The following is a 20,070-nucleotide window of genomic DNA, read 5'->3' as shown; positions in this document are numbered from 1 at the left end:
ACTCAAAAAACTATTGACGGCAAGCCGGACGAGGCGCGAAACTGTGCAAAATTTCCGCTGTATTGGCTTAATGAATCGACGCATTGATCCGATTTGAGCGAAACTCAGAAATCGGCGCGTGCGACCCACTTTCTGGAGACGGAGGAGACATGATCAACCTGCCCGGTGTGCAATTCATGCTCGGTGAGGACATCGAGATGCTGCGCGACGCCGTCGCGACGTTCGCGGCGAAGGAAATCACGCCGCGCGCGGCGGAGGTCGACCGCACCGACCAGTTTCCGATGGATCTGTGGAAGAAGTTCGGCGATCTCGGCGTGCTCGGCATGACGGTCGCCGAGGAATACGGCGGCGCGAACATGGGCTATACCGCGCACATGGTCGCGATGGAGGAGATCTCGCGCGCATCGGCATCGATCGGCCTGTCGTACGGCGCGCACTCGAACCTGTGCGTGAACCAGATCCACCGCAACGGCACCGACGCGCAAAAGCAGAAGTACCTGCCGAAGCTCGTGTCGGGCGAACACATCGGCGCGCTCGCGATGAGCGAGCCGAACGCGGGCTCCGACGTCGTCAGCATGAAGCTGCGCGCGGACAAGCGCGGCGACCGTTACGTGCTCAACGGCACGAAGATGTGGATCACCAACGGCCCCGATTGCGACACGCTCGTCGTCTACGCGAAGACGGACCTCGACGCCGGCCCGCGCGGCATCACCGCATTCATCGTCGAGAAGGGGATGAAGGGCTTCTCGGTCGCGCAGAAGCTCGACAAGCTCGGCATGCGCGGGTCGCACACGGGCGAACTCGTGTTCCAGGACGTCGAGGTGCCGGAGGAGAACATCCTCGGGCAGCTCAACGGCGGCGTGAAGGTGCTGATGAGCGGCCTCGACTACGAACGCGCGGTGCTGTCGGGCGGCCCGACGGGCATCATGGCCGCGTGTCTCGACGCGGTGGTGCCGTATATCCACGACCGCAAGCAGTTCGGCCAGTCGATCGGCGAATTCCAGCTGATCCAGGGCAAGGTCGCCGACATGTACACCACGTTCCAGGCGTGCCGCGCGTACCTGTACGCGGTCGGCCGCCATCTCGACTCGGCGGGCAGCGACCATATTCGCCAGGTGCGCAAGGACTGCGCGGGCGTGATCCTCTACACGGCCGAGAAGGCGACGTGGATGGCCGGCGAGGCGATCCAGATCCTCGGCGGCAACGGCTACATCAACGAATATCCGGTCGGGCGCCTGTGGCGCGACGCGAAGCTCTACGAGATCGGCGCCGGCACGAGCGAGATCCGCCGGATGCTGATCGGCCGCGAGCTGTTCGCGGAAACGATGTAACGCCCCACGTCACGCGAACGGAGCCCCGTCGATGCCGATCATCGAATCGAAACTGAACCCGCGTTCGGAAGAATTCCGCGCGAACGCCGCGGCGCTGGAGGCGGTCGTCGCCGACCTGCGCGCGAAGATCGAACAGCTCGCGCAAGGCGGCGGCCCGGCCGCGCGCGACAAGCACCTGTCGCGCGGCAAGCTGCTGCCGCGCGACCGCATCGCGCAACTGCTCGATCCGGGTGCGCCGTTCCTCGAGCTGTCGCAGCTCGCGGCGAACGGCATGTACAACGACGACGCGCCGGGCGCGGGCGTGATCACCGGCATCGGCCGGATCGCGGGCCGCGAGTGCGTGATCGTGTGCAACGACGCGACGGTCAAGGGCGGCACCTACTACCCGATGACCGTGAAGAAGCACGTGCGCGCGCAGGAAATCGCCGCGGAAAACCGGCTGCCGTGCGTGTATCTCGTCGATTCGGGCGGCGCGAACCTGCCGAACCAGGACGACGTGTTTCCCGATCGCGATCACTTCGGCCGCATCTTCTTCAACCAGGCGACGATGTCCGCCGCGGGGATCGCGCAGATCGCGGTCGTGATGGGCTCGTGCACGGCGGGCGGCGCGTATGTGCCGGCGATGAGCGACGAGTCGATCATCGTGAAGAACCAGGGCACGATTTTCCTCGGCGGCCCGCCGCTCGTGAAGGCCGCGACCGGCGAGGAAGTGAGCGCCGAGGACCTCGGCGGCGGCGACGTGCACACGCGCCTGTCGGGCGTGGCCGACCACCTCGCGCAGAACGACGCGCATGCGCTGTCGATCGCGCGCAACATCGTCGGTCACCTCGCGCCGAAGATCGCGTCGCCGGTGGCGCTGCGCGAACCGAAGCCGCCGCGCTACGACGCGAAGAGCCTGTACGGCGTGATTCCGGTCGACACGCGCAAGCCGTTCGACGTGCGCGAGGTGATCGCGCGCATCGTCGATGATTCGGAGTTCGACGAATTCAAGGCGCGCTTCGGCACGACGCTCGTCACGGGCTTCGCGCACATCTGGGGCCATCCGGTCGGGATCGTCGCGAACAACGGCATCCTGTTCTCCGAATCGGCCGTGAAGGGCGCGCATTTCATCGAGCTGTGCTGCCAGCGCAAGATTCCGCTCGTGTTCCTGCAGAACATCACGGGCTTCATGGTCGGCCGCAAGTACGAGAACGAAGGCATCGCGCGGCATGGCGCGAAGATGGTGACGGCCGTGTCGAACGCGAAGGTGCCGAAGTTCACCGTGATCATCGGCGGTTCGTTCGGCGCCGGCAACTACGGGATGTGCGGCCGCGCATTCGGCCCGCGTTTCCTGTGGATGTGGCCGAACGCGCGGATCTCGGTGATGGGCGGCGAGCAGGCGGCGTCGGTGCTCGCGACCGTGCGCCGCGACGGCATCGAGGCAAAGGGCGGCGCGTGGTCGGCCGAGGACGAAGAGGCATTCAAGCAGCCGATCCGCGACCAGTACGAGCGCCAGGGGCATCCGTACTACGCGAGTGCGCGCTTGTGGGACGACGGCGTGATCGACCCCGCGCAGACGCGCGACGTGCTGGGCCTCGGCCTCGCCGCGTCGATGAACGCGCCGATCGACGACACGCGCTTCGGCGTGTTCCGCATGTAACGGCCGGGAGGGCTGACCGATGCGATACGAAACGATCAAGGTAAGCGAAGCCGGCCGCGTGGCGACCGTCACGCTCGCGCGGCCCGACGTGCGCAACGCGTTCAACGAGACGACGATCGCCGAGCTGACCACCGCGTTCGAATGGCTCGACGCGCACGCCGGCGTGCGTGCGATCGTGCTCGCCGCGGAAGGCGTGGCGTTCTGCGCGGGCGCGGACCTGAACTGGATGAAGAAGATGGCCGGTTACTCGGACGACGAGAACCGCGCCGACGCGCGCAAGCTCGCGCGCATGCTCGAGGCGATCCATCGCTGCGGCAAGCCGGTGATCGCGCGCGTGCACGGCGATGCGTATGCGGGCGGCGTGGGTCTCGTCGCGGCGGCCGACATCGCGATCGCCGCCGACGGCGTGAAGTTTTGCCTGTCCGAAGCGCGGCTCGGGCTGATTCCCGCGACGATCGCGCCGTACGTCGTGCGGGCGATGGGCGAGCGCGCGGCGCGCCGCTACTTCACGACGGCCGAGGTGTTCGACAGCGCGCGCGCCGCGTCGCTCGGCTTCATTCACGACGCGGTGCCGGCCGATGCGCTCGACGAAACGGTCGCGAAGCTGGCCGCGACGCTCGTCGCGAACGGCCCCGACGCCGTGCAGGCGTGCAAGCGGCTCGTCGCCGACGTGGCCGGCCGGCCGCTCGACGCGACGCTGATCGAGCAGACGGCCGACTGGATCGCGCGCACCCGCGCCGGCGCGGAAGCGCGCGAAGGGATCGCGTCCTTCCTCGAGAAACGCACGCCTTCGTGGCGTGAATGACGGCGTGCCCCTAACTTTCCGGACGACATCGAAGCCATGTTCGACAAGATTCTGATCGCCAACCGCGGTGAAATCGCCTGCCGCGTCGCCGCGACGTGCAAACGTCTCGGGATCGCGAGCGTCGCCGTCTATTCCGACGCGGACGCGAACGCGAAGCACGTCGCCGCATGCGACGAAGCCGTGCACATCGGCGGCGCGGCGGCCGCGGACAGCTACCTGCGCATCGAGCGCATCATCGAGGCCGCGCGCGCGACCGGTGCGCAGGCCATCCACCCGGGCTACGGCTTCCTGTCGGAGAACGAGGATTTCGCGCATGCCTGCGAGGCGGCCGGCATCGCGTTCATCGGGCCGCCGGTCGACGCGATCGCGGCGATGGGCTCGAAGGCTGCCGCCAAGGCGCTGATGCACGCGGCCGCGGTACCGCTCGTGCCCGGCTATCACGGCGACGACCAGGACGCGGCGAACCTGCATCTCGAAGCCGACGAGATCGGCTACCCGGTGCTGCTGAAGGCGAGCGCGGGCGGCGGCGGCAAGGGCATGCGCGTGGTCGAGCGCTCCGAGGACTTCCCGGCGGCGCTCGCGTCGTGCCAGCGCGAGGCCGCGAGCAGCTTCGGCAACGACCGCGTGCTGATCGAGAAATACCTGACGCGCCCGCGTCACGTCGAAGTGCAGGTGTTCGGCGACACGCACGGCAACACCGTCTACCTGTTCGATCGCGACTGCTCGGTGCAGCGCCGTCACCAGAAGGTGCTCGAGGAAGCGCCGGCGCCGGGGCTGCATGAAGACGTGCGCCAGGCGATGGGCGAGGCGGCCGTCGCGGCCGCGCGCGCGGTGAATTACGTCGGTGCGGGCACCGTCGAGTTCATCATGACGGGCGAAGCGTTCTACTTCATGGAAATGAACACGCGCCTGCAGGTCGAGCATCCGGTCACCGAGATGGTCACGGGGCTCGATCTCGTCGAATGGCAGCTGCGCGTCGCAGCGGGCGAGCCGCTGCCGCTGAAGCAGGACGAACTGCGCGTGCAGGGTCATGCGATCGAGGCGCGTCTTTACGCGGAGAATCCGGCGCGCGGCTTCCTGCCGTCCACCGGCACGCTGAAGCACCTGCGGCTGCCGGAAGGCGTCGAGTTCGCGATCGGCGCGCCGGTGCGAGTCGACAGCGGCGTGCGCGAGGGCGACGCGATCACGCCGTTCTACGATCCGATGATCGCGAAGCTGATCGTGCACGGCGCGGACCGCGCGGAAGCGCTCGGCCGGATGCTGCGCGCGCTGCGGGCCTGCGAGGTGGTGGGCCTGCACACGAATGCCGCGTTCCTGCAGCGGATCGTCACCTGCGGGCCGTTTGCGAGCGCCGATCTCGACACGGGCCTGATCGAGCGCAACCACGATGCGCTGTTCGCACCGCAACAGCCGCCGCGCGCGACGCTCGCGCTGGCCTGCGCGGCACTGCTCGCGCGCGAACGCGGCGCGGCCGCACGGGAAGGCGCGTCGCCGTGGGGCGCGCTGCCGGACTGGCGGCTGAACGGCGGCTATCGCCGCACGCTCGAATGGCATGCGCCCGATCGCGAAGCGGACGTGACGGTCACCTACGAGGACGACGGCGGCAGCACGCGCCTCGCCACCGGCGACGCGGCCGCGCAGCCGTTCGCGTGGACGCGCGGCGCGACGCCGCTCGACTTCGACGTGACGCTCGACGGCGTGCGCAGCAGCGGCCGCGTGTATGCGGACGGCGACAGTTTCCACGTGTTCACGCAGGGTGTCGCCGAGACCTTCGAATGGCGCAACGTGCTCGCGCACGCGGGCGATGCCGAGCATGGCGGCGGCCGCCTCACTGCGCCGATGCCCGGCAAGGTGATCGCGGTGCTGGTCGAGCCGGGCCAGAAGGTCGAGGCCGGCACGCCGCTGATCGTGATGGAGGCGATGAAGATGGAGCACACGATCGGCGCGCCCGGCGCGGGTGTCGTCGCGGAAGTGCTGTACGGCGTCGGCGACCAGGTCGCGGATGGCGCGCAGTTGCTGATGATGGCGGAAGATTGAGTGACGTGTGTGCGTGAGAGCCGCTGCCGACTCTCACGGATGGCGCAAGCTCCGCGCTTCGATGCAGAAAAAGGCCCGGCGTCGCAGCGGTGACCGACGCCGGCCATCGTGGCTCGTGCTGCTGAATCGTTACGGCAGCATCCTGTAGCGGGATGTCCGACGCAAATGCATCAGGACGATATCCGCATTTCGCGTTGACGGTCGCTTTCGTTGCCTGCAGAAAAAAACAATGATACGCACGCAACGCTGTCGAGGCTTTTGACAATTCAACTGTTTCCAACTGTTGACCGGCGGCACAGCGGCACCGTTTCGCACTGGTCGTTTGCTGCAACGGTTGTTGAAGAATTGACAGCCGGCTTGTCCGGGCTGCTTCGTCAAGCCAAGCCGGCTTCTTCCTCTTGTAAATGAAGGGGGGCGAGCCACAGTAACCATCGTTTGCAAGCGTCAAAAAGGTCAGGCCGGCTCGAGAAGTGGTCGCATCTTCCTGCCCGCGTTCGAGTGATTAGGCTACGGTAACAGCCGGGGTGCAGCATGTGCGCTGCACACTCATCAAATGAGCGTTGCCGAGAGACGAATCGAGATGACGAAGAAATATAATTACGGGGTGCATGGAAACCTTACGCCACCAGAACTTTTTTTCCTGATTGTTATCGACGTAGCCTGCGATGAATTGGGTATCGACGACGCGGTCGGGATCGCAATGATTTTGCTGGGGCAACGATTCGTGCCGACAAGGGGAAAGTTTGGCGGAGCGGTCAAGGGAACCTCGATCGCATCGCGGGTTTCGCGGAGATTGCTGCCTTATGAGGTCAAGCACAAAATTTTGCCGACGGTGACGTCATTCAAGAGTCTTGTGCTTCTGAAGGTCAAATTTACCAGGGAACTCGGTGTATTTGTCGGGCGGGCCGTGCCGGTGGTTGGATGGGTTATTACCGCTGCCGACATATCGATCATAATGTATCGTTCTGCAGTCAAGTACAATGACTTGGTCAAGCCGGAGGATCGCATCTAATGGATGCTCGTCTAATCGAGATGGTGCGGGATGAAGCTGACTCACCATTGTGGGGCGAGCTCGAAATTTCTCCGGAAACAGATCTCTGTGTCGATCTCGAAATTTCCGATCGGGCTATGTTGCGGCTAATGAGAAGGCTTTCGGATGAATTCGGTGTTGATATGTCGGACTTCGATATAGATTATTACTATCCGTCGAGAAAAATGCGATTCGGTCAGTTTTTGATGGAGGTGCTGAGATCTCCGTTCAGTGCCGGCGCCAGGGATAAAATACTGGAGCGTCCGCTGACCATTAAAATGATGGAGTCTGCAATCGAGACCGGACGATGGAGGATATAACCGGTGCGAAAGCATCGCGTGTTGCGTCGGTACTTTCCAAAAGCGAAAAGGAGCCTGGAAGAAGAGAAGTTCCTGGGGGACGATCGTTAAAGGGAGCTCTGGCGCGGGAGCCCGGTGCACGGCGATGATGTCCTCATCGGTTTAGCGACGGGCGAAGGCATTCGCCGGCGTGCCCTTCAGCCACGCGAGCCTTGGCCCTTGAACCCAGCGCTGTACCAGCAGTGTCATGTGAGCTCGGCTGAAACCGCTAAAGCGTCGCAGATAGCGCAGCACGAGCCCGCGGTGAGGCCGCTTGAGCTGATCGTAGCGAAAGCGCCGCAGCACGGACGCGACCCATTCGCGACGTTCGTGAGGGCACGCGGCGGGTGCAAAGTCGAGCGTCCGTGTGCCGTCGAGGACGGCGCGCACTTGGTCCAGGGCGCGGATTTGCGATTCGTTCAAATTGATGATCATCCGCCCTGGTGCTCCAGTGTCGGTCAATTCGCGCGTGTCGGGCCAACAACCGGCTCCTGTTCCATTGTAAACGCTGCCGCATCGCGTATGACCATGCCTGACAGTCTGGCGGCCGGCGCTCCGCTAGACTGGCGGATTGCTCACGTGGCCATTGCCGTGAGCTACACTGCATCCATTCAATCACCACCCCGCCGACGAGATGAAGTCTCCTGCCCTGAACGGCCTGCGCATCGGTATCACGATCGGCCTGCGCGCCCCCGACGAAAGCCTGTGGATCAACGGCATCAAGCAGAACGCGTTGTTTCTCGCGAAGTTGTTGATGGCGTCGCCGCATGGGTATCGCGTGACGCTGGTCAACACGACCGACGTGGCGCTTACCGACGCGCTGCCTTGGGATCGCCGCGTATACGACACGCGCGCGTTCGCCGACATGAAGGATGCGCTCGACGTGGTGATCGAGCTGGGCGGTCAGATCGACGGCGAGCAGACGGCCTACCTGAAGGCGCGCGGCGCGAAGATCGTCAGCTACTGCTGCGGCTTCGAGTACATCACCTCGATGGAATCGATACTGTTCGGCCGCCGCATGTGGGATTCGCTGTTCATCAACCGCGGCTACGACGAATTGTGGGCCATTCCGCAGATCGCGGAGTCGTCGCTGCCGTTCCTGCAGTCGCTGCGCCGTTGCCCGGGGCGCGTCGTGCCGTTCGTGTGGGACCCGATGTGTCTGGAGGCGCGTGCGCAATCGCTGCCGGAGCGTGGCGAATACCGGCCGCGCAGCGAACCGGGCAAGCGGCTGACGGTGATGGAGCCGAACCACAACGTCGTGAAGTTCTGCATGTATCCGATGCTGATCATCGACGAGGCGTATCGCCGCGACCCCGACGCGATCTGCTTCACGCACGTGACGAACGCCGATCGCCTCGCGCACAACAGCCCCGAGTTCGTGACGCTGATGAACTACCTGGACATCGTGCGCGCGGGTAAGGCGAGCTTCGTCGGGCGTTTCGACACGCCGTTGTTCCTGGCCGACATGACCGACATCGTCGTGTCGCATCAATGGGCGAACCCGCTCAACTATTTCTATTTCGACGTGTGCTGGCAGGGTTATCCGCTCGTGCACAACGCGAGCCTCGTGCCGGACCTCGGCTACTACTATCCTGGCAACGATGTGCAGAAGGGCACCGAGGCGCTGCTGCACGTGCTGCATACGCACGACGACGACTGGCAAGGGTATGCGCGGCGGCAGCGCGAGATCCTGCGCCGCTATACGTCGGCGAACCCCGCGCTCGTCGCCGACTACGACGCGCTGCTCGCGAACCTGATCGGCGCGACGGCGGCATAAGGCTGCACGACGCGGCACGCGCCGCCGCCTGCGGCCAGCGGCCAGCGGGTGCATTCGATCGCGATTTGCGCGATCGAGGCGGTCGGCTCGATTTCGCCGCCTGCCGTCAACCGGATTGACCCGGGTTAATGTCTGAAGAAATGAGCCGTTAAAAAAGAAACCGCCGAACCGGGGAGATTCGACGGTTTTTGAAGGCACGAATTTGACGGCTCCGAGGGAAGTCCGTCAAAAATAATTTTATAGGTTAACTAGTCGGAAAGATTGTTAAATATCTTTCGATGGATGGTTGTCGTATAATTCGACTTAATTATTGTCGTTCAAATCAGCCGGATTATCATTCAAATATTTTCAATATCGTTTGAAACGGCAAAATTGAATTCTGTGGAGACCGAATGCGTCGTCGCAATGCAATGGCTGCACGGTTTGCCAGCAGTTGCGAGGAATCCGGCCGTCGGGTCCGGGTCGCGTTTCGCTGGCGCGCATTTGTCATATGATATTTCAAACATCCGATTTTTGAAACGGGTCTTGCGATAAATCGATTCACCCGAAGATGTTCGGATGGGGCAAATAACCAGTATCGATCGGAGTATCGTCGACGTTTTTGTGTAACCTGTCGCACTGTTGTCGACGTGCGCGTGTGGTGTATTTTCGGTGTTTGAATATCATTGACAATATCTGATTTGACGGCACGCCGGAATAAAAAGTACGCTCCCGAAAAAGATCGAAAAAGAGGTTGGGCCGGGTAGGCGGTGGTGCGCGTCGTGGTCGGCTCGCGCCACATGTATCGAGAGCGCGGGCCGTCATCGGCGGTCCGACAATTGCCGGAGCGCCGGATGAATGCGGTCGAACCTCGCCTGGAGGCGAACAGCGTAGCGAATCGGGACGAGATCGATCTCGTATTCGGCGCGCCTGACGATCACCCCGACCTTGCGTCGGTACGCAGTTTCGTCGAAAGCCGGCTCGGATTCGCGCGAGAGCCGGTTTGCCGCGCCGATTTGTCGGGCGGCGTGCTGTATCACGAATGCCTCGCGCGGCTGCGCTGGGGCGCGCGCGATGTCTTGCCGCCGCTCGCGTTCCTGCCGCGCCTCGAATCGCTCGGGCTGATGCGCTGGTTCGACCGGCTCGTGGTGGGCCGGACGATCGACGCGCTGCGCGCCGATCCGAAGGCCGTGTACGGCTGCAACGTCACGGCGACGAGCGCGGTCGTGGACGACGCGTGGCTCGCGCTGTTCAGGCGGCTCGAGCGCGAGCCGTCGGTCGCGGCGCGGCTGGTCGTCGAAATCACCGAGACGGGGCCGCTGAACCCCGTCGCGGGCCGGTCGTTCGTGAACCGGTTCCGCCAGGCCGGGTGCCGCGTCGCGATCGACGATTTCGGCGTCGGCTTCAGCGCGCTGAACAACCTGGTGGTCGGCAATCCCGACATCGTGAAGCTCGACAGGTCGGTCCTGTCGCTGATCAAGCGCAACGCGATCGGGCGCTACCAGTTTCGCCGGCTGATCGCGTTCGCGCACGAAAGCGCGCGGCACGTCGTCGTCGAAGGCGTGGAGAACGAGATCGACCGGCAGATCATCCTGGATTCCGGCGTCTCATGGGCGCAGGGCATCCGCTTTACATGGCGGTCACCGGCCGCCGCATGACGCTGCGGCGCGGGCGCGGCGCGCCGGCATCGGACAACGAAGAATTGAATAGGGGCGTGGGCATGGCGGCGACGAAGAAGGCCGGGCACGGAACGGGCACGCAGGCGGCCGATGCGCGCGAGCTCGTCGCGATCGCCGAACTGGCCGAGATGCTGGAGCAACTCGGCGCCGACGCGATTGACGCGACCGTTGCACCGGTCGACGTCATGCCGTTTCTCCACGGCCTGAAGGACGTCTCGCAACACATTCACCGGATGAAGCCGCTCGATGCCGACGGTCGCGAGCGCGCGGCGCGACACTATTTCGCCGGTGTGTTCGCGGGCGCTTGCGGCGACGATTCGGCGATCGCGTGCGGTGTATCGGGCAGCCTGGCGCAACAGGCCGGCGCTGTCGGTCCCGCGGCGGCACGTTGTTTCGCGAGGCTTGCGCGCATCGGCCGGCGACATGGCCGTGCGTTCGCCGAGCGACGGGGCCAGCGTGTTCCGGCTTGACGCCGGTTCGCGCATCAAGTCCTCGTCGGGCTCTTATCACGCTAATCAGGAGCACTACCGCCCGGCGTCGCGCGGCAAGGTCACTCGTCAATCCTTCCCGAAGCCACCCAGCACGAGCGCCAGCGCACGGTCGGCCGTATCGTCCCAGCGGCCCGGATGCGCGGCGCGCACGATCCGGATGCCCGGGTACAGCGCGGTACGCGAGCCGGTTTCCCAGCGCGCATCGGCTTTCGGGCTCAGCAGCAGGACGGCCGGCACGCCCAGCGCGCCGGCCAGGTGGATGTGCGCGGTGCAGGTGGTGACCACGGCGTCCATCGCGAGCATCAGTGCGGCCAGATCGCTGAAATCGCCGATCGCGTGATGCGGGAACGTGACCGGCAGATCCGACGGCTCGGACTGCGCGGCAATATCGCGGTTGATGCAGTATGCGGCATGGCCGCGCAGCCGCGCGAGCGGCGCGAGGTCGCGCAGGCTGGCCGCGCGCAGGAAGCGCGCATCGCTTTCGTCGCGGCCGCGCCAGTTGAGGCCGATGCGGCGCGTGCCCGGCGCGTTGCCGTCGCGCGCGACGCGTTCGCGCCATGCCGCCGCCCGTTCGGGCGGGCACGACAGGTAGGCGGCCGGCGCGCCGGCCGGTGCCGGCGCGTAGCCGAACTGCGCGGCCAGCACCAGGAACGAACACCAGTAGTCGTGAGCGATCTGCGACGTGTCGACCCACGCGCCGTGTGCGGCGACGACTTCGATGCGCGGGAACGTATGGCGCATCAGGTCGGCCAGCGCGGCGGGGACGATGACCGTCACCGCCACGCCGTCGAGCGCGTCGAGCGCATGCAGGTAGCGCGCGTACTGGAGCTGGTCGCCGACCCCGCCGTAGCTGATCACGAGCAGCCGCTTGCCGTGCAGCGGCTGGCCGTCGTAGAGCCGTTCCGTCGGCAGCCCGAACCGTGCGGCCGTCAGCACGTTCTCGCTGGCGATGGTCGCGCGCGCGGCTTCGTCGCGTCGGCCGGCACGCAGCAGCAGCGCCGAGCGCGCGAGTTCGACGCGCCCGCGCAGCGCGTCGGGCAGCGCGGCCGGTTCGCCGATGCGTTCGAGTGCCGCGAGCCCGGCGTCGGGCGCGCCGGCGAAGCCGTAGCACGACGCGAGCTGGAACGCGATCGCATCGTCGTCGAGGCCCCGGCCGCGCGCGCACAGCCAGCGGGCGATCGCGTGGCCCCATTCGCAGCGGGATTCGTGGTCGAGCGCGCGGTTCCAGTGCGTTTCGGGCGCGTCGTCGGCCTCGGCTGACACGGCGGCATTCGCGTCATCGTCTGCCCGGGCGGATACGCGGCCGACGGGCTCGCCCGAGATGAACAGGCGTTGCCGGTCCCAGCGCGGGTTCGGCACGCACAACAGATTCGGCCCGTCGAACCGGTAGAACGTGTAATCGAGGCCGGCGAACGTATCGATGACGCGTGCGTCATCCGCGTTCCGGCAGGCGATCCAGCACCACGGCAGATGCGTTTCGATCAGCAGGCGCGCGCCGTGCAGCGCGTCGACCTCCATCCCGTCGATGTCGAGCTTCAGGAAATCGAGGCGCGGCAGGCCGAGCGAATCGAGCCTGACGGTCGGGGCGGGCGTGCCGTCGGCCGCGTGCGCGTCGACGCGTGCGGCCGGTTCGGCGCCGGCGGGGTGCCCGCCGTCTACGTCGGGCACCGTCATCGTGCCGTTGCGGCTCGCGAGCCCCATGTTCAGCAGATGAAGGTTGTCGAGCTGGTTGAGCGCAACGGTGCCGCCGAGCGCATGGAACAGCGTGCGCCGCGGCTCGAACGCGTGGACGTGGCCGCCGCGATCGCGCAAGCGCTGCGCGATCGGCACGCAGACGAGTCCCGCATTGGCCCCGCCGTCCACCGCGAGCGCGCCGTCGGGCAACTGGTCGATCACCTGCATGATCGTGTCGAGCTCGCCCTGGTTGTGCGGCCGGCCGGTCTCCAGCAGCGCGTCGGCCTGCCGCGTGCTGTGCCGGTCGATGACGAACGGGCCGTGGATCGAATCGATCACGACGAAGTGGCGGACGGTGTGCTTCATGAACGGATGGCGAACGGGCGCGGTCAGCCGAGCGCGCGCCCGGCGAACAGGCGCTGGATCTGCCCGGAATACGCGCGGACGTTGTGGTCGGCGAGCGTGTCGACCTGCTGCAGGCAGCGGCGGGCCGCTGCCGCGTAGTCGTCGAGCCGCGCGTCGTGCGTCTGCGCGGCGGTCGCGATCGCGCGTGCCGCGTCGAAGATCTCGAAGTCCGGGTAGTAATAGCCGACGTCGCGCAGGAACGGCGAGTTGTGCACGAGCGGATAGTTGCCGTACAGCGCGTCGTACAGCAGGTAGTTCAGGCCGTTTTCCCAATGGTGCGACACGACGATGTCGGTGTGATGCGCGGCCCACGCGACGAACGGCGCGCGCACGTCGGCCGTCGCTTTGCCGTCGCGCACCATCTCGAGCCCGAGCGCGAGATGCTTGAAGGCGACGTTTTCCTTCTTGTCGAACGTGTTGGTCATGTACACGTGTTCGACGAGCTCCGGATGCTCGACGTAGCACGCGTTCGCGGCCAGCATCGGCACGATCGAACTCTTCACGACGTTCAGGTTCGGCTCGAAGAACGCGATGCGCTTGGCCGGACCGTGGTTGCGGTAGCCGAAGCGCGCCTTCAGCTCGGGGTCGGCGTCGAGGCTGCGTTCGATGAAGTACGGCGACCAGATGTGCGGCAGCTCGATCACCGGCGCGCGATATACGGCCTGGAAGTAGGCCGCGCACGTGTGCATGTGCTGCGGGTTGGTCCAGATCTCGTCGAACTGCACGCGGTTCGGGTTCGGCCGCCAGTTGTTCTTCTCGAAATTGATCGTCTCGACCGCGATCACGTAGTCGTTGCCGAAGCGGTACGACACGCACTTGCCGCCGCGCCGGCGCACCGCGTCCGTGTGCGACGGGTCGACGAACGCGTTCATCTCGATCAGCAGGTCGGTCTGGTGGACGATCGCCGACAACGGCCGCAGCGCGTCGCCGAACGCGTCCATCATCAGCGCCTGCGGGTAGTCGGTGATGCCGTCGTCGTGCGCGAGCCACACTTCGCCGATCAGCGGCGAACGCTTCAGCAGCATGTACAGGTACACGCAATGCTGGTTCGCGCCGTTGTACCAGATCGACTGCGTCGCGTCGCGCTGCACGTTCATCGTAATCGCGACATTGATTTTCATCGGCGGCTCCGGGCGGACGGTGCGCGTCAAGCGTCGCGATAGAGCGACGCGATCGCGTCGGAATACGCGGCGACGTTGTCGGGGTTGTAGATGCTGACCGAGTCGAGCACGTGCTTCGATTGCTCGCGGTATGCATCCAGATTCGCGTCGTGTTCGGCAAATGCCCGCAGCAGCGCGCGGCCGCCGGCCTGGCAGTCGAAGTCCGGATAGAAATACCCGGCATTGCCGAGGAACGGCGAGTTGTGGATCAGCGGATAGTCGCCGTACAGCAGTTCGTAGTACAGGTAGTTCTGCGCGTTTTCCCACGTGTGCGACACCACCGCGTCGCCGTAGGCGGCCATGAACTCGTACACCGCGTAGCGGCTTTCGAACGTCGTGATCCCGTGGTTCACGATGTCGAGACTCTTCGCGAAATGGACGAACGTCGTATGTTCCTTCAGGTGCAGCGTATTGCACACGCGCACGAATTCGACGAAATCGGGCTTCGCGCGATATGCTTCCTCGGTCACCAGCATCGGGATGATGCTCGTCTTCACCATGCAGATGTTCGGCTCGAACATCGTCACGCGCCAGCGCGGCTTGCCGGGCTGATAGCCGAACGACAAACCGGCGCCGAGCGTTGCGCGTGCCTTGTCGAACAGCATCGGATGCCAGATGTGCGGGACGATCGTCACCGGCGCGCGCAGGCCCGTCTGGTAATAGTGCAGGCACGAGCGCTCGAATTCCGGAATCGTCCATACCGCGTCGTACGGCGCGCCCGAGAACAGGAAGCCCGACGGCTTGTCGAACATCGCCCGCTCGATGTCGATCACGTAGTCGTTGCCGACCCGCATCGTGACGACCTTGCCGCCGCGGTCGCGGAACGCGCGCAGGTAATCGGCGCCGAACTGCGCGCTCATTTCGATCAGCACGTCGCAGCGCTCGAGCGCTTCGTCCATCGACAGCAGCGGCACGTCCCATTCGCCGAGCATCATCTGCGGATCGGCGAGCTGTTCGCCGCCGTTCACCATCACGGCTTCAGCGACGAGCGGCGACTGGCGCAGCAACAGGATCAGCAGCAGGCAGTTCTGGAAGATGCCGTTTTCCCACAGCGACTGGCCGGCGCCGCGCACGAACAGCGACACGCCGACGACGAGACGCTTGCCCTCGCCGGGCGCTTGACGGGCATTGGAGTCCGACATGCGTATTCTCCGGTTCAGGCGACCAGACGCGAGACGAACGCGTCGAGGTTCGCGGGGTTGTCGATCGAGACCGACCGCAGCAGCCGGTCGGCTTTCGCGCGGTAGTCGTCGAGCTGGTCGTCGTGATGCAGCCAGGCATCGAGCAGCACGCGGCCGCCCGCGGCGGAATCGAAGTCCGGGTAGTAGTAGCCGGCGTCGCCGATCAGCGTCGAGTTGTGGATCAGCGGATAACCGCCATACAGCACGTCGTAGTACAGATAGTTCTGCGCGTTTTCCCAGTGATGGGACACGACGGCGTCCGCGTGGCGCGCCATGAAGCCCGGCAGGTCGATGCGCGGCTCGAACGTCGCCTTGTGATGGCGCACGAGGTCGAGGCTGTTCGCGAAGTGCACGAAGGTCGGATGGGCCTTCATGTGCATCGAGTTGACGACGAACAGATGCTGCACGGCGTCCGGATGCGCGCGGTAGAGTTCGTCGCACGCGAGCATCGGGTAGTGGCAGGACTTCACGACCGAGATGTTCGGCTCGAGCGTGGCGAGATTCCACGGGCGACGGCCGGGCCGATAGCCGAACGTCAGGCCTTCGCTCGCCAGCGCGGCGATGCGGCGATCGAGGAAATACGGCGACCAGATATGCGGCATCAGGTGCACCGGCGCGCGCAACAGGGTTTGCAGCATCGGTGCGCCGGTCTTCTCGTACTGCGGCAGCAGCCATACTTCGTCGAACGGCGTGTCGTTGAAGATGTGTCCCGACGGCTTGCCGAAGATCGGTGTTTCACCCAGGCCGGCGTAGACGTGTCCGCAGAAGAAGGCGACCAGTTTCTTGCCGAGCGCCTTCATGTGCCTGCGCCATTCGAGCGGCAATTGCGCGCCCATCTCGATCACGACGTCGAGGTCGTGCGTGACGTCGGAAGGCTTCACGAGCGGCACGTCGAGGCCGTCGAGATCGAGCCCGGCCGGAAACGCGTTGGCGTCGCCGCCGTTCAGGAAATAGACGGGGCCGACGCGATCGGAGCGCTTGAGCATCATCGCGAGGAACGCGATGTTCTGGTGAATGCCGTTTTCCCAGATCGCCTGGCCGTCCCGCGCAAACAGCGAGATGCCGACGGCCGGCCGTTGCTTGCGGGTGCCGCCCGAGGCGGCTTGATTGATGTCCGTCACCGGTTGGTTTCCTCTGCGGCGTCGTGCGTTCGGCCGTGGCCGCGAAACGGCGCGCCGTGGATTGTCGTGGTTGTGTTCGCGCCGGCACGCGCCGGAATATGCGTCGAGCGGCGCGGATCGCGGGGCGGCCGCCGGATTCCGGTGTGTCGTCGGGCGGGTCACGGCGCGCGACGCGGGCGGAACGCCTCGGCAGCTGTCTGCGGCGATTGTGGCACGGAAGGCGCCGTCTTGTGGAGGGGGCCTGACGAACTTTGACATAGCCGCCCGCGCGGGAGCCGGGGCCCCGGCGAAGCGGGGTCGGTGCGGTCGGGCGGGGTGGCGGCGGGGCGGCTGCGCGTTGCCGGTCGAGGCCGTCGCGTGCGGGCGCGGGGTGCGCCGGGGCCGCGACGGCCGGCTGCTCAGCGCTGCAGCGAGATCTCGACGCGGCGGTTGCTCGCGCGGCCTTCGGCCGTCGCGTTGGACGCGACCGGATCGGCACTGCCGCGGCCCGTGACCGACACGGCCTGCGCTTTCAGTCCGTGTGCCTTCAGGTAGCTTGCGACGGTTTCCGCGCGGCGCTTCGACAGCGCGAGATTGGCGGCGTCGTTGCCGACCGAATCCGTATGGCCGGTGACCGTCACATGCGTGTACGTGCGGTCTTCGCGTTCGTTCAGCAACTTGTCGAGCGACGCACGCGCGGCCGGCGTGAGCGTGGCCATGCCCGTCGCGAACAGCGCGTCGCCCGCGAGGTTGACGTGTTCGACCGCGGCCGGCGCGGGGGCCGGCTCGGCCGTCGACGCAGCTTGGGCCGGTGCGGCGCCGCACTGGAACACCAGCGTCGCGGGATCGGAATTGTCGCGCAGCGCGCGGGCGGAATCGACGGTGCGCACCGGCTGGTCGCCGCAGATCTTGCGGGCGGCCTTCATGCAGGTCTGCGGGCCCGACAGCAGGCCGTGGCAGTCCACCTGGAAGGTGCGCACGCCGTCGCGCGGCTGCAGTTCGGAGGCACTGAAGGTCGGGCCGGATGCGGTCGAGCACGCGGCGAGGGCCAGCGCGGAAAGCGCGAGCGCAAGAGCGAGTTTGTTCACGGTTACGTCCTCAATACTTGGGTTGACTGAAGCCCGCCGCGCGTTGCGCGGCGGGCTCGTCCTGCCGTCGGGGCCCCCTGGCGCCGCCGGCTCGCGAGCCGGCGGCGTGGCGGCGCGACGGGTTACTTCCACTGGTACAGCATGCCGGCGCCGATCACCTTCTGACCGCCGCTGAAGCCGCCGTTGATCGACGCCTTCAGGTTCTCCGTGATGCGCGCCTGCATGTTGACCGCCATCGCCTTCTGGCCGAGGAAGGTCGACGTGCCGATACCCATCCCGAAGTTGGCGTCGCGATCGAGCTGCGGGATCGACGCCATCGCGCCGACGGCCGCGATACCCTGCTTCGCCATCTGGTCGGTCTGCTGCAGTTGCGAACCCAGCGCGTTGATCTGCCCTTGCTGGCCGGACAAGGCGGTCGACAGCGTCGTCTGCACCTGCGTCAGCTGGTTCACGTTCACCGCGTCGGTGCCTTGCGTACCCGGCGCGACGTTCGTGATCTGGCGCTGCTGCGTGTCGCTGCCGACCGACACCACGTTCGAGCGACCGCCGTCGTTCGAATTCGCGCCGATCGCCACCGAGTTCGAGCCGGCGGTGACGGTCGGCCGGTCGTTGCCGGTGCCGTTCATGTCGGCCGCGATGCCGGTGTTGTTCGCCGCACGTGTCGTGTTGTTGTTGATCGTGGTCGACAACTGGTTCACCTGATCGCCAAGATTCGTCACGCCGGTCGACAGCGAAGCCACCGTGCTGTTCGTCGTGCTCAGGCCGGTCGACAGCGAGCCGATGCCGGTCGAGGTCGACGTCGACAACGACGTGAGGTTGCTGTTCGTCGAGCTGAGGCCCGTCGACAGCGAGTTGATCGCCGTCGAGGTCGACGTGGACAACGACGTGAGGTTGCTGTTGGTCGAGCTGAGGCCCGTGGACAGCGAACCGATACCGGTCGACAGCGACGCGATATTCGACGCGGTCGACGTGGACAGGCTGTTGACCGCCTGGTTCGTCGCGTTGAGCTGGCTGCCGTTGATCGCGTCCGTGCTGGTGGCCGATACCCGGCCTGCCGCGACGTTCGTGATCTGGCGTTCCGCACCCGGTGCGCCGACGCTGAAGACGCCCACTGGCGAGGTGCCGTAGACCGGGTACGTGATGCCGCCCACCGTGACGCTCGATACGCCGACGGCGTTGCCCGTGGTCGAGTTCGCGCCCATCGCGATCGAGTTGGCGACATTGGCCTGCGCGTTCGTGCCGAAGGCGAGGGCGTCGGTTGCCGTGGCCTTCGCATTCGAGCCGTAGGCCTGGGCGCCGATCGCGCTGGCCGTCGCCTGATTGCCGAGCGCGATCGTGTTGTCCGCGGTGGCCTGGTTTGCGCTGCCGAGGGCGAGCGCGCTGTTGCCGGTTGCCGTGTTCGCGTTGCCGAGTGCCACTGCGCCGGTGCCGGTCGCCGTGTCGTTCGCGCCCAGCGCCACTGCGCCGGTGCCCGTCGCGATGCTCGGGTCGCCGATCGCGACCGCGCCGTCGCCGCTCGCGGTGTTGCCGGAGCCGATCGACACCGCCTTGCCGCCGGTGGCCGATGCGTTCTGGCCGATGGCGACTGCGCCCGCCGTCTGCGCGTTCGAGCCGTCGCCGACTGCCACGCTGCTGGCGCCTGCCGCGCTGGCGTTCACGCCGGCTGCCAGCGAGTTGACGCCCGTCGCGCCGTCGTTGGCGTAGTTGCCTTGCTGCGTGCCGTTGTCGTTGACGCTGTAGTAGTGCGTCTTCGCGGCTTCGATCGCGGTCGAGGTCGAGGTGGACAGCGACGTGATCGAGCTGGTGGCCGTCGAGAGACCCGTCGAGGTCGACGTGGACAGCGACAGGATCGTGCTGGTGGCCGTCGAGAGACCGGTCGAGGTCGACGTGGACAACGAGTTGATCGAGCTGGTTGCCGACGACAGGCCGGTCGAGGTCGACGTGGACAGCGAGCTGATCGAGCTGGTCGCCGACGAGAGGCCGGTCGACGTCGAGGTGGACAGCGACGCCACCGAGCTGTCGGTCGAGCTCAGGCCCGTGGACAGCGACGTGACGCTGCTTGCGGTCGACGTGGACAACGACGTCAGCGAGCTGTTGGTCGAGCTGAGGCTGGTGGACAGCGAGCCGATCGAGCTGGTCGCGGACGACAGGCCCGTCGAGGTCGAGGTCGACAGCGAGCTGATCGAGCTGGTTGCCGAGGACAGGCCGGTCGACGTGGAGGTCGAGAGCGATGCGACGGTGCTATCGGTCGAACTCAGGCCCGTGGACAACGAGTTGATGCCCGTCGAAGTCGAGGTCGAGAGCGAGCTGATCGAGCTGGTCGCCGACGAGAGGCCGGTCGACGTGGAGGTCGACA

16 protein-coding genes are annotated in these 20,070 nt (G+C 66.1%); 9 read left to right on the top strand and 7 right to left on the bottom strand.

What is annotated here, in order from left to right; all coding sequences use genetic code 11:
• Positions 1-149: 149 nt before the first annotated feature.
• The 6 genes from DID98_RS25310 (at position 150) to DID98_RS25285 (ending at position 7,162) form a co-directional block, all read left to right on the top strand.
• Positions 150-1,331 carry an isovaleryl-CoA dehydrogenase gene (locus DID98_RS25310; RefSeq protein ID WP_044847409.1) on the top strand — a complete coding sequence of 394 codons (1,182 nt, stop codon included), beginning with the start codon at positions 150-152 and terminating at the stop codon, positions 1,329-1,331.
• 31 nt (positions 1,332-1,362) lie between these two features.
• Entirely contained in the window at positions 1,363-2,970 is a 1,608-nt protein-coding gene (locus tag DID98_RS25305) for a carboxyl transferase domain-containing protein (RefSeq protein WP_124488648.1), read from the top strand.
• A gap of 19 nt (positions 2,971-2,989) precedes the next feature.
• Positions 2,990-3,775, top strand: coding sequence for an enoyl-CoA hydratase/isomerase family protein (locus DID98_RS25300; protein WP_124488647.1), 786 nt, complete (start codon positions 2,990-2,992; stop codon positions 3,773-3,775).
• Between the two features lie 36 nt (positions 3,776-3,811).
• Positions 3,812-5,812 (top strand): acetyl/propionyl/methylcrotonyl-CoA carboxylase subunit alpha, encoded by a 2,001-nt coding sequence (locus DID98_RS25295; protein ID WP_124488646.1) that lies wholly within the window; start codon positions 3,812-3,814, stop codon positions 5,810-5,812.
• A gap of 580 nt (positions 5,813-6,392) precedes the next feature.
• Positions 6,393-6,824 (top strand): STM2901 family protein, encoded by a 432-nt coding sequence (locus DID98_RS25290; protein ID WP_124488645.1) that lies wholly within the window; start codon positions 6,393-6,395, stop codon positions 6,822-6,824.
• Positions 6,824-7,162 carry a DUF1493 family protein gene (locus tag DID98_RS25285; RefSeq protein ID WP_124488644.1) on the top strand — a complete coding sequence of 113 codons (339 nt, stop codon included), beginning with the start codon at positions 6,824-6,826 and terminating at the stop codon, positions 7,160-7,162. The genes DID98_RS25290 and DID98_RS25285 overlap by 1 nt, the downstream gene beginning before the upstream one ends.
• 141 nt (positions 7,163-7,303) lie before the next feature.
• On the opposite strand, the gene DID98_RS25280 is transcribed toward DID98_RS25285, so the two are convergent.
• Positions 7,304-7,615, bottom strand: a complete 312-nt coding sequence (locus tag DID98_RS25280) for a hypothetical protein (RefSeq protein WP_124488643.1) — start codon at positions 7,613-7,615, stop codon at positions 7,304-7,306.
• A gap of 199 nt (positions 7,616-7,814) precedes the next feature.
• Here DID98_RS25280 and DID98_RS25275 point away from each other — a divergent pair, with 199 nt between their 5' ends.
• From DID98_RS25275 to DID98_RS25265, 3 genes are all read left to right on the top strand, one after another.
• The gene (locus DID98_RS25275; RefSeq protein WP_124488642.1) at positions 7,815-8,957 is read left to right on the top strand and encodes a DUF2827 domain-containing protein; all 1,143 of its coding nucleotides are present in this window, start codon (positions 7,815-7,817) and stop codon (positions 8,955-8,957) included.
• Between the two features lie 833 nt (positions 8,958-9,790).
• Positions 9,791-10,594 carry an EAL domain-containing protein gene (locus DID98_RS25270; protein ID WP_044847404.1) on the top strand — a complete coding sequence of 268 codons (804 nt, stop codon included), beginning with the start codon at positions 9,791-9,793 and terminating at the stop codon, positions 10,592-10,594.
• Between the two features lie 62 nt (positions 10,595-10,656).
• On the top strand, positions 10,657-11,085 hold the full coding sequence (locus DID98_RS25265; protein ID WP_124523341.1) for a hypothetical protein: 429 nt from the start codon (positions 10,657-10,659) through the stop codon (positions 11,083-11,085).
• 87 nt (positions 11,086-11,172) lie between these two features.
• Here the strand turns inward: DID98_RS25265 and DID98_RS25260 are convergent, their stop codons facing one another.
• From DID98_RS25260 to DID98_RS25235, 6 genes are all read right to left on the bottom strand, one after another.
• On the bottom strand, positions 11,173-13,146 hold the full coding sequence (locus tag DID98_RS25260) for an FkbM family methyltransferase (RefSeq protein WP_124523288.1): 1,974 nt from the start codon (positions 13,144-13,146) through the stop codon (positions 11,173-11,175).
• A 23-nt stretch (positions 13,147-13,169) separates the two neighbouring features.
• Complete coding sequence (locus DID98_RS25255; RefSeq protein ID WP_044847402.1) at positions 13,170-14,306, bottom strand: DUF2827 family protein; 1,137 nt, start codon at positions 14,304-14,306, stop codon at positions 13,170-13,172.
• A 26-nt stretch (positions 14,307-14,332) separates the two neighbouring features.
• Entirely contained in the window at positions 14,333-15,487 is a 1,155-nt protein-coding gene (locus DID98_RS25250; protein ID WP_124523286.1) for a DUF2827 domain-containing protein, read from the bottom strand.
• A 14-nt stretch (positions 15,488-15,501) separates the two neighbouring features.
• Positions 15,502-16,647 (bottom strand): DUF2827 domain-containing protein, encoded by a 1,146-nt coding sequence (locus DID98_RS25245; RefSeq protein WP_124488637.1) that lies wholly within the window; start codon positions 16,645-16,647, stop codon positions 15,502-15,504.
• A 398-nt stretch (positions 16,648-17,045) separates the two neighbouring features.
• Positions 17,046-17,714: an OmpA family protein gene (locus DID98_RS25240; protein ID WP_124488636.1), complete on the bottom strand. Its 669-nt coding sequence runs from the start codon at positions 17,712-17,714 to the stop codon at positions 17,046-17,048.
• A gap of 122 nt (positions 17,715-17,836) precedes the next feature.
• Positions 17,837-20,070 (bottom strand): YadA family autotransporter adhesin (locus DID98_RS25235; RefSeq protein WP_185640890.1); only part of this gene is annotated, 2,234 nt, incomplete at its 5' end.

The sequence above is a fragment of the Burkholderia sp. Bp8984 genome (assembly GCF_003853755.1).
Taxonomy (GTDB): Bacteria; Pseudomonadota; Gammaproteobacteria; order Burkholderiales; family Burkholderiaceae; genus Burkholderia.
Note: the sequence above shows the minus strand (reverse complement) of the source record. Positions and strands in the feature narration are given on the sequence as shown.

Coding starts and splice junctions, on each gene's coding strand:
- DID98_RS25310 (WP_044847409.1), top strand. CDS start 150: ATGATCAACCTGCCCGGTGTGCAATTCATGCTCGGTGAGGACATCGAG.
- DID98_RS25305 (WP_124488648.1), top strand. CDS start 1,363: ATGCCGATCATCGAATCGAAACTGAACCCGCGTTCGGAAGAATTCCGC.
- DID98_RS25300 (WP_124488647.1), top strand. CDS start 2,990: ATGCGATACGAAACGATCAAGGTAAGCGAAGCCGGCCGCGTGGCGACC.
- DID98_RS25295 (WP_124488646.1), top strand. CDS start 3,812: ATGTTCGACAAGATTCTGATCGCCAACCGCGGTGAAATCGCCTGCCGC.
- DID98_RS25290 (WP_124488645.1), top strand. CDS start 6,393: ATGACGAAGAAATATAATTACGGGGTGCATGGAAACCTTACGCCACCA.
- DID98_RS25285 (WP_124488644.1), top strand. CDS start 6,824: ATGGATGCTCGTCTAATCGAGATGGTGCGGGATGAAGCTGACTCACCA.
- DID98_RS25280 (WP_124488643.1), bottom strand. CDS start 7,615: ATGATCATCAATTTGAACGAATCGCAAATCCGCGCCCTGGACCAAGTG.
- DID98_RS25275 (WP_124488642.1), top strand. CDS start 7,815: ATGAAGTCTCCTGCCCTGAACGGCCTGCGCATCGGTATCACGATCGGC.
- DID98_RS25270 (WP_044847404.1), top strand. CDS start 9,791: ATGAATGCGGTCGAACCTCGCCTGGAGGCGAACAGCGTAGCGAATCGG.
- DID98_RS25265 (WP_124523341.1), top strand. CDS start 10,657: ATGGCGGCGACGAAGAAGGCCGGGCACGGAACGGGCACGCAGGCGGCC.
- DID98_RS25260 (WP_124523288.1), bottom strand. CDS start 13,146: ATGAAGCACACCGTCCGCCACTTCGTCGTGATCGATTCGATCCACGGC.
- DID98_RS25255 (WP_044847402.1), bottom strand. CDS start 14,306: ATGAAAATCAATGTCGCGATTACGATGAACGTGCAGCGCGACGCGACG.
- DID98_RS25250 (WP_124523286.1), bottom strand. CDS start 15,487: ATGTCGGACTCCAATGCCCGTCAAGCGCCCGGCGAGGGCAAGCGTCTC.